The 8,145-nt window shown below is 70.6% G+C and carries 9 protein-coding genes; 8 read left to right on the top strand and 1 reads right to left on the bottom strand.

The features are described from left to right. The 8 genes from HUU95_RS03640 to HUU95_RS03605 form a co-directional block, all read left to right on the top strand. The coding region (locus HUU95_RS03640) for a LysR substrate-binding domain-containing protein (RefSeq protein ID WP_254602598.1) at positions 1-765 on the top strand (765 nt) is incomplete at its 5' end. Between the two features lie 27 nt (positions 766-792). Beyond that, entirely contained in the window at positions 793-1,818 is a 1,026-nt protein-coding gene (locus HUU95_RS03635; protein WP_174278856.1) for an amidohydrolase family protein, read from the top strand. Then, positions 1,815-2,114, top strand: coding sequence for a DUF2218 domain-containing protein (locus tag HUU95_RS03630; RefSeq protein ID WP_217429759.1), 300 nt, complete (start codon positions 1,815-1,817; stop codon positions 2,112-2,114). Before HUU95_RS03635 ends, HUU95_RS03630 begins: the two co-directional genes overlap by 4 nt. After that, a complete protein-coding gene (gene ligA, locus HUU95_RS03625; RefSeq protein WP_174278855.1) occupies positions 2,111-2,593 on the top strand; it encodes a protocatechuate 4,5-dioxygenase subunit alpha in 483 nt (160 codons plus the stop codon). Before HUU95_RS03630 ends, ligA begins: the two co-directional genes overlap by 4 nt. A 1-nt stretch (position 2,594) precedes the next feature. After that, positions 2,595-3,452 carry a class III extradiol dioxygenase subunit beta gene (locus HUU95_RS03620; RefSeq protein ID WP_174278854.1) on the top strand — a complete coding sequence of 286 codons (858 nt, stop codon included), beginning with the start codon at positions 2,595-2,597 and terminating at the stop codon, positions 3,450-3,452. Continuing rightward, positions 3,449-4,390: a Gfo/Idh/MocA family oxidoreductase gene (locus HUU95_RS03615; protein WP_174278853.1), complete on the top strand. Its 942-nt coding sequence runs from the start codon at positions 3,449-3,451 to the stop codon at positions 4,388-4,390. Before HUU95_RS03620 ends, HUU95_RS03615 begins: the two co-directional genes overlap by 4 nt. Further along, positions 4,387-5,553, top strand: a complete 1,167-nt coding sequence (gene pobA / locus HUU95_RS03610) for a 4-hydroxybenzoate 3-monooxygenase (RefSeq protein WP_174278852.1) — start codon at positions 4,387-4,389, stop codon at positions 5,551-5,553. The genes HUU95_RS03615 and pobA overlap by 4 nt, the downstream gene beginning before the upstream one ends. A 117-nt stretch (positions 5,554-5,670) precedes the next feature. Beyond that, complete coding sequence (locus HUU95_RS03605) at positions 5,671-6,678, top strand: aldo/keto reductase (protein ID WP_174278851.1); 1,008 nt, start codon at positions 5,671-5,673, stop codon at positions 6,676-6,678. A gap of 228 nt (positions 6,679-6,906) precedes the next feature. On the opposite strand, the gene HUU95_RS03600 is transcribed toward HUU95_RS03605, so the two are convergent. After that, on the bottom strand, positions 6,907-8,145 hold a 1,239-nt coding region (locus tag HUU95_RS03600; RefSeq protein WP_438827196.1), incomplete at its 5' end, for an ROK family transcriptional regulator.

The raw sequence follows: 8,145 nt of genomic DNA, 5'->3' as shown, positions 1-8,145 counted from the left end.
GCGGCGGGCATCGCCGATCTGGCGGGGGACGGCAGCACCAGCCTGACGGGCCGGATCGTGGTCGGCGCGATGCCGCTGGCGCGGGCGCGCGTGCTGCCCGCCGCGATCGCGGCCTTCCATCGCGACGCGCCGAACGCGACGATCGACGTGATCGAGGGCTCCTGGCGCGAGCTGGTCGAGCCGCTGCGCGACGGCGTCATCGACCTGACGATCGGCGCCTTGCGCGAGGAGATGCCACCGGGGCTGGCGCAGGCACCGTTGTTGCAGGATCGGCTGGTGGTGATCGGCCGCGCGGGGCACCCGCTCGCCGGGCGGCGCGCGGATGTGGAGGCGCTGGCGCGCCAGTCCTGGGTCGTCGCGCCACGGGGATCGCCACTGCGCGGGCAGTGGGAGTCGATGTTCGCCGGCCGGTCGCCGTCGGCCCCGATCGAGTGCGGATCGGTGATGGTGATTCGCGGCGTGCTGCTCGACAGCGACCTGCTGACGCTGCTGTCGCCCGATCAGGTGGCGATGGAGATCGCCGCCGGCCTGTTGACGGTGATCGACGCGTCGCTCGCCCAGGCCAGCCGCATCATCGGGGTGACCACCCGAGTCGACTGGCGACCCACCGCCGCGCAGGCGCGATTGCTGGCGCTGCTCGATGCGGCGGCGTCGGACACTTCCGGAAATACGATCGACCAGTCGCGAAATCGATTGGAGTCCGGCGGCGCGTCGCCGCTATCGGACGACGATGCAGCGGCGGACAGCCCCGATCGGCCCGGGTGAGGCGAGCCTTGCGGTAGCGGGGACGGCATGACGCTCGTCATCGACTGCCACGGCCATTACACCACCGCGCCGCCCGAGCACGATGCCTGGCGCGAGCGCCAGGTCGCGGCGTTTCGGGAGGGGGGCGCCGCCCCCGCCTATCCCGCCATCGCCGACGACCGGATCCGCGAGACCATCGAGGCCAACCAGCTCAAGCTGCTCAACGAGCGCGGCGCCGACCTGACGGTGTTCAGCCCGCGCGCGTCCACCATGGCGCCGCATGTCGGCGACGAGCGCGTCGCCACCGACTGGGCCCGCGCGTCGAACGACCTGATTGCCCGCGTCTGCGCGCTCTACCCCGACCGGTTCGTGGGCGTGTGCATGCTGCCGCAGAGCCCGGCGGCGGACATGGCCGGCTCGATCGCCGAGCTGCAACGCTGCGTCGGCGAGCTCGGCTTCGTCGGCTGCAACCTCAACCCCGATCCGGGCGGCGGACATTTCGCGCATCCGCCGCTCACCGATCGCTTCTGGTATCCGTTCTACGAGGCGATGGTCGAGCTGGACGTCCCGGCGATGATCCACGTCTCCGGCTCGTGCAATCGCGCGATGCATGCCACCGGCGCCTATTACATCGCCGCCGACACGATCGCGTTCATGCAGCTCCTCCAGGGCGACCTGTTCCGCGACTTCCCGACGCTGCGGCTCATCATCCCGCACGGCGGCGGCGCGGTGCCGTATCATTGGGGACGCTACCGCGGCCTGGCCGACATGCTGAAGCAGCCGGACCTGGCGACCCACCTGATGAACAACGTGTTCTTCGACACCTGCGTCTACCACCAGCCGGGCATCGACCTGCTCGCGACCGTGATCGAGACGAAGAACATCCTGTTCGGCTCCGAGATGGTCGGCGCGGTGCGTGGGATCGATCCGCGGACGGGACATCATTTCGACGACACCAAACGCTATGTCGACGCGTTGCCGATCGATCCCGAGCAGCGCCATGCCATCTTCGAGGGCAATGCCCGGCGCGTCTTTCCCAGGCTCGACGCGATGTTGAAGGAGAATGGCCGATGACCGTCATCCGCACCGGGACCGTGCCCACCGCCCATGCCAGCCGCTACCTTCAGCAGCTCGCCAAGCACTGGAGCCACAAGTTCGCGGTCGACTTCGACGCGACCCGGGCGTCGATCCCGCTGCCCCTCGGGCTCGTCACGATGACGGCCGGGGCGGACGCGCTCGGCGTCGAGCTGGCGCCCGCGCCGGACGGCGAGCCCGAGCGCCTGCGCCACGTCTTCGAGGAGCACATCAACCGCTTCGCCTTTCGCGAGGCCCCGCTCCCCTTCACCTGGACCGAGCGGGAGCAGGCATGACGCGGGCCGGCGACATCCACGCCTACCTCGCCGAGATCGAGGATATCCCGGGCACGCGGGTGTACACCGCCCGGCGCGCCCGGCTCGGCTATCACGTCAACCAGTTCGCGATGAGCCTGATGAAGGCCGACAACCGCGCACGGTTCAAGGCGGACGAGGCCGCCTATCTGGACGAATGGCCGCTGTCGCCCGAGCAGCGCGACGCGGTGCTCGCGCGCGACTATAACCGGCTGCTCGATCTCGGCGGCAACATCTATTTCCTCGCCAAGCTGTTCTCGACGGACGGGCAGAGCTTCCTGCAGGCGGTCGGCACGATGACCGGCATGTCGCCCGCCGACTATCAGGCGATGATGATCGCGGGCGGCCGCTCGCCGAACGGCCTGCGCTCGCGCCGGGAGCAGCGCGAGACCTTGGCCGAGCTGGCCGAGATTGCCGCCGAGACGCCGAACGTCGGCGCGGCGTCGTCCGGAGGCCGCTGAGGTGGCGCGCATCACCGCCGGCATCACCACGAGCCACATCCCCGCCGTCGGCGCCGCGCTCGACGGCGGCCGCGTCGGCGAGGATTACTGGCGGCCGGTGTTCGACGGCTATGACTGGGTGAAGCGCTTCCAGCGCGACGAGCGGCCCGATGTCGTGGTGCTGGTCTATAACGACCACGCCTCCGCGTTCGACGCCAACCTCATCCCCACCTTCGCCATCGGCTGCGGGGAGCGGTTCCGCCCCGCGGACGAGGGCTGGGGCGCGCGCGCCGTGCCGGTGGTGGAGGGTCATCCCGACCTCGCCTGGCATATCGCGCAATCCTGCATCCTCGACGAGTTCGACCTCACCATCATCAACGAGCTGGAGGTCGATCACGGGCTGACCGTGCCGATGTCGCTGATCTTCGGTCAGGTGCCGGCCTGGCCGGTCAAGGTGATCCCGCTGGCGGTGAACGTCGTCACCTACCCGCCGCCCTCGGGCAATCGCTGCTGGGCGCTGGGCGAGGCGATCGCGCGCGCGGTGGCGAGCTTCCCAGAGGACCTGAACGTTCAGGTCTGGGGCACCGGCGGGATGAGCCATCAGCTCCAGGGTCCGCGCGCCGGCCTCATCAACAAGGACTGGGACCAGGCCTTTCTCGACAAGCTGACCCGCGATCCGGCGGCGCTGCGCTACCTGCCGCATATCGAATATCTGCGCGAGGCGGGGTCGGAGGGGATCGAGCTCGTCATGTGGCTCGTCATGCGCGGCGCGCTGGGCGAGCACGTCACCGAGCTGCATCGCTTCTACCACGTTCCCGCCAGCAACACCGCCGTCGGCCACATCGTGTTGCGGCCGACCGCGAGGGAGACGCAGCCATGAAGATCGCGCTCGCCGGCGCCGGCGCGTTCGGCGAAAAGCACCTCGACGGCCTGGCGAGGATCGACGGCGTCGAGGTCGTCAGCCTGGTCAGCCGCGATCGCGACGCGACCCGCGCGACCGCCGCGAAATACGGCATCGCGCACGCCACCACCGATCTCGCCGAGAGCCTGGCGATGCCGGAGGTGGATGCCGTCATCCTGTGCACGCCGACCCAGTTGCACGCCGCCCAGGCGATCCAGTGCCTGGACGCCGGCAAGCACGTCCAGGTCGAGATCCCGCTCGCCGATCGCCTGGCGGACGCCGAGGCCGTGCTGGCGAGGCAGCAGGCGACCGGCCTCACCTGCATGGTCGGCCACACCCGCCGCTTCAATCCGAGCCATCAATATCTTCACGACCGGATCGTCGCGGGCGAGATCGCCATCCAGCAGATGGACGTGCAGACCTATTTCTTCCGCCGCACGAACATCAACGCCAAGGGCGAGCCGCGCAGCTGGACCGATCATCTGCTCTGGCATCACGCCGCGCATACCGTCGACCTGTTCGCCTGGCAGGCCGGCCCGATCGTCCAGGCCAATGCCATGCAGGGCCCGATCCACCCCGAGCTCGGCATCGCGATGGACCTGTCGATCCAGCTGAAGGCGCAGAGCGGCGCGATCTGCACGCTCAGCCTGTCGTTCAACAATGACGGGCCGCTCGGCACCTTTTTCCGCTACATCTGCGACAACGGCACGTGGATCGCGCGCTACGACGATCTGGTGACGGGGCGCGAGGAGCCCGTCGATCTCGCGGGCGTGGCGGTGTCGAACAACGGCATCGAGCTGCAGGATCGCGAGTTCGTCGCCGCGATCCGCGACGGGCGCGAGCCCAACGGCTCGGTCGCGCAGGTGATGCCCTGCTACCGGGTGCTCGGCGCGCTCGAAGCGCAGTTGAGCGGTTGAGGACCCAGGTCGGCATCGTCGGCGCCGGGCCGGCTGGGCTGCTGCTGGGTCACCTGCTCAAGGCGGCGGGCATCGACGCGGTGATCGTCGAACGCCAGACCCGCGCGCGGGTGCAGGAGCGGATCCGCGCCGGCGTGCTGGAGCGGACCACCACCGACCTGTTGCATCGCCTCGGCATCGACGCGCGGCTCGACGCGGAGGGCCTGCCGCATGACGGTTTCGCGCTCGCCGACGACGGGCGGCTGATCCGCATCGACGTCGCAGCACTCACCGGCGGCCACGTCACCGTCTATGGCCAGACGGAGGTGACGCGCGACCTGATCGACGCCGCCGGCCCGCGCGACCTGCCGATCCTGTGGGAGTCGCCCGTCGCCGCGATCGAGGGGATCGACGGCGACCGGCCGGTGATCGTCCATGGCGAGGGCGGCGCGCAGCGACTGGAATGCGATTTCGTGGCCGGCTGCGACGGCTTTCACGGCGCCGGCCGTCAGGCGATGCCCGCGAGCGTGCGCCGGGTGTTCGAGCGCGCCTATCCGTTCGGCTGGCTGGGCGTGCTCGCCGATGTCCCGCCCTGCGATGGCGAGCTGATCTACGCCAGCCATGATCGCGGCTTCGCGCTCGCCTCGATGCGCTCGCCGACGCGCAGCCGCTATTACCTCCAGGTCGGGCTGGACGAACGGCTGGAGGACTGGCCGGACGAGCGGTTCTGGGAGGAGCTGTCGACGCGGCTGGGCGACGGCGTCGCCGCGCGGGTCACGCGCGGCCCGTCGATCGAAAAGTCGATCGCGCCGCTGCGCTCGTTCGTCGCCGAGCCGATGCGGCACGGCCGGCTGTTCCTCGCCGGCGACGCCGCGCACATCGTGCCGCCGACCGGCGCCAAGGGCCTGAACCTCGCCTCGTCCGATGTCGCCTATCTGTCGGAGGCGCTGATCGGCTGGTATTCGCGCGGCGACGAGGCGGGCCTCGCCGGCTATGGCGCGCGCGCGCTGGCGCGGGTGTGGAAGTCGGAACGCTTCAGCTGGTATCTGACCAAGCTGATGCACCGATTTCCGGAGGATGGCGCGTTCGAACGGCGGATGCAGACGGCGGAGCTGGACTATATTGCGGGCTCGACCGCCGCGCAGACCAGCATCGCGGAGAACTATGTCGGCCTGCCGCTCTAGGCCGTGTGCTGATCGGCTGTTACCCTCCATTCGTCCCGGGCGAGGGCTTTCCCGAGCCTCGACACGAACGGGTCAGGGTACGGTCTGAACAGGAATTCTAGGCCCAGGAGAATAGCCATGACGCTGCCCACCCGCGCCGTCGGCCCCTTTACCGTGTCGGCGATCGGGCTGGGCTGCATGAACCTCAGCCACGCCTATGGCGCGCCGCCGTCCGATGCGGACGGCGCGGCGCTGCTCCGCCGGGCACTCGATCTTGGCTGCACCTTCCTCGACACCGCCGCGCTCTACGGGGGCGGCGCGAACGAGCGGTTGCTGGCGCGCGCGGTGATGCACCGCCGGGCCGAGTTCACGCTCGCGTCCAAATGCGTGCTCGACACCATCGACGGCCGGCGCGGGCTGGACGGCTCGCCCGCCGCGATCGCGCGGACGCTGGACGGATCGCTGTCGCGGCTCGGCGTCGATCGGATCGACCTCTATTATCTGCACCGGCTCGATCGCCGGGTGCTGATCGAGGAATCGGTCGGCGCGCTGGCCCGCGCCGTCGAGGCGGGCAAGATCGGCGCGATCGGCCTCAGCGAAATGGGCGCCGACACGGTCCGGCGCGCGCAGGCCGTCCATCCGATCGCCGCGGTGCAGAGCGAATATTCGCCCACGTCGCGTAACGTCGAGGCGGGCGTGCTCGCGGCCTGCCGCGAGCACGGCATCGCGCTGGTCGCCTTCTCGCCGGTCGCGCGCGGCCTGCTCGCCGGCGCGGTGCGCGACGACGGCTATGAGGCGGGCGACATCCGCGCCGCCATGCCGCGCTTCGTCCAGCCGAACCTCGCGCGCAACCTGGCGCTCATCGACCGGTTCGACGCGCTCGCCCACGGCGCCGGCCTCGCCCCCGCCCAGCTGGCGCTTGGCTGGCTGCTGGCGCAGGGCCCGGACGTGGTGCCCATCCCCGGCACGCGCAGCCTCGCGCATCTGGAGCAGAACCTCGCCGCCGCGACCCTGACGATCCCGGCCGATCTGCTCGCCGCCGTCGACGCGCTGTTCCCGGCCAACGCGCTGGCGGGCGCCCGCTACTCCGCCGCGATGCAGGCCCAGATCGACACGGAGCTGTTGCCGGGCGAGGCCATCGCCTGAGCGCAGGCGACAGCAACGCCGCGACCAACCTCCTTGCCTCCACCCGCTGATCGGGTTGCGCCCCGATCCGATGCCTACATCGACTGAACTCGTATTCGATCAAGGCTGGTCACCCTCACCCGTCGGCGTCTTTGGCGTCTCTCCCTCTCCCGATGGGAGAGGGAAGGGGCCCGCCCGACGCAGTCGGGTGGGAAGGGGGAGGGTGGCCAAAGGCGTTCGCGAGCAACGCTAAACCCGTCCCGCTTGGATCAGGATCGCATCCGACGGCAATACGTGATCCAGGAACGGGAGGATGGCCGCGCCGATCGCGGGCGCGTCGCGCGCCATGACGGCCGGCATCACCCGGGCATGCGACGGCATCGCGACCTGCGCCAGCGCCGTCGTCAGCGCCGCCGCGAGTCGTTCGATCAATCCGATCGGCAGGCGCCCGCCGAGCAGGATCGCATCGGGATCGAGCAGGCAGTTGATGGCGATCAACGGCGTGGTCAGCGCCCGCACGGCGTCGGTCAGCCATTGCTCGATGATCGCCCGCGCCGGGGCGTCGGCGTCGACCCACCGCTCGCGATCGTCGACGGCGCAGCCGGCGGCGGCGAGTCGCGCCTGGAGCGCGGACAGCGACACGGTGTCCTGCACCACCGCGCCCGCGCCCGCGCCAAGGTCGGGCATCAGCCCGATCTCGCCGCTGCGCGACGTGGCGCCGCGATGATAGGTGCGGTCGATCACCAGGCCGCCGCCCAGCCCCGCGCTGATCAGCAGGTAGAAGAAGGAGGGATTGCTGAACGCGGTGCCGCATTGCGCCTCGCCGAGCGCGGCGGCGGCGGCGTCGTTGTCCACATGGATCGGCCATGGCAGCACGCTTCCAAGCAGCGCGCTCATGTCGACATCGTCCCATGCCTCATAGCCGGCCGGCCGGCCGGGGAGCGTGATCCGGCCGAAATCGTCGGGGATGGCGATGCCGACCCCCAGGATCCGCGTCCGATCGACCCCGCCCGCCGCGACCGTCTCGTCCAGCCGCCGCCGGACAAAGGCGGCGACATCGGCGGGCATCGCGAAGTCGACGTCCTGCGTCACGCGGCTGCGGACCTCGCCCGCCAGATCGAGCGTGACCAGCGTCAGGTGATCCCGGTCGATATTGAGGCCGACGCCGAACGCGCCGTCCGGGTCGACCCGCAGCCGCAGCGCGGGCTGACCCCGCCCGCCTTGCCGCCGACCCGCGAGCCGGACCAGCCCCTGGTCGATCAAGCGGTTGGTGATGTTGGCGATCGTCGGCGCGGTCAGCCCCGTCTGCCGGACCAGGTCGCCGCGCGTCGTCTCGCCGCTGACCCTGATCGCCTGCAACACGGTGCGCAGGTTATAGTCGCCCGCGCGTTCCAGATTGGTGCCCGACAGCCCGCCCGACAGGCGTGACGAGCGGCTGTCGCCACCAAGCTGGTCGCGCGGCGCCCGCGCCGGCCCGCCCGCCGCCCC

It is taken from the genome of Sphingomonas bacterium (assembly GCF_903643065.1).
In the GTDB taxonomy this organism is placed as follows: Bacteria; Pseudomonadota; Alphaproteobacteria; order Sphingomonadales; family Sphingomonadaceae; genus Sphingomonas.
The sequence above is the reverse complement of the archived record's forward strand: the minus strand, read 5'-3'. Positions and strand labels throughout refer to the sequence as shown.